The following is a 1,025-nucleotide window of genomic DNA, read 5'->3' on the forward strand; positions in this document are numbered from 1 at the left end:
GTTGATGCGGATCGTCGTGTCGAGGCCGTCGATATCGCCTGGATGCGCGCCGGTAGCGCCCGTCAGCAGGTTGCTGCCCGTGAGCGGGCCGACGAACTGGTAATACGGCGTGTACTGACGACCGATCGTCGCCGTGCCGAACTTGTTGTCCTGCAGGCCGACGAATGCCTGACGATTGAATAACTGACCGGCGCTCGCGGCTGCGCCCGTGTTCAGGTCGAAGCCGGCCTGCACGTCGAAGATTGCCGCGGTGCCGCCGCCCAGATCCTCGCGTCCGCGCAGGCCCCACTTCGATGCGTAAAGATTGCCCTGCCGCAGATAGACGTTCGACGCGCCGTTTTGGTTGTTTACGTAGGTGACCGCGCTGTCGACCATCCCGTAAAGCGTGACGTTCGATTGCGCGGCGGCCGCGCCGGCAATCGTCATCCCGGCCGCAAGTGCGACCGCGCGCCTGCACTGACGTGCATTCCTCATGTGTGTCTCCTTCTTGGTGATTGACGTGGGTGGTGCTTGTTTTTCTGGAACCCAGTGATAGCGCGACGCCGCACTCAGCTACGCAGTGCCGACTGCGCGGCCAACCGCACGGACGCATTGGGGGCGCCGTAGCCGTCATAGCCGCCGCGCCGCTCGACCAGTTCGAAGAAGAAGCGGTGATCGACTTGCGCCGTATAGGCGTGCAGGAACTCGCCGCCGCTCGCATCACGGTCGAACAGAATGTTGTGCTTGCGCAGGGTGTCGACGAACGCCTCGTTCAGGCCGAAGCGCGCGGCAATGTCGTTGTAATAGCTTTGCGGAATTCGCAGGATCGGCACGCCGTCGCCTTCCAATCGACGAACCGCCAGGGCGATATCGTCGGTGCGGAACGCCACGTGGTTCAGCCCGGAGCCCTTGTAAGCGGAAATCGTCTCCGAGTGGATCGTGCGCGGATCGACCGACGCGTTGAGCACAATGCGCACCGATCCGTCATGGCTGCGGATCGCCTGGCTCTGGATCTGCCCGTAAGGATCGTGCAACACGACGCTATG

At 63.2% G+C, this 1,025-nt stretch carries 2 protein-coding genes; both read right to left on the reverse strand.

Annotated elements, in window-relative coordinates; all coding sequences use genetic code 11:
• On the reverse strand, positions 1-474 hold a 474-nt coding region (locus tag A985_RS29425), incomplete at its 3' end, for a porin (RefSeq protein ID WP_369751592.1).
• A 74-nt stretch (positions 475-548) separates the two neighbouring features.
• On the reverse strand, positions 549-1,025 hold a 477-nt coding region (locus A985_RS29430), incomplete at its 5' end, for a VOC family protein (RefSeq protein WP_232424664.1).

This window comes from Pandoraea sp. B-6 (genome assembly GCF_000282835.1).
In the GTDB taxonomy this organism is placed as follows: domain Bacteria; phylum Pseudomonadota; class Gammaproteobacteria; order Burkholderiales; family Burkholderiaceae; genus Pandoraea; species Pandoraea cepalis.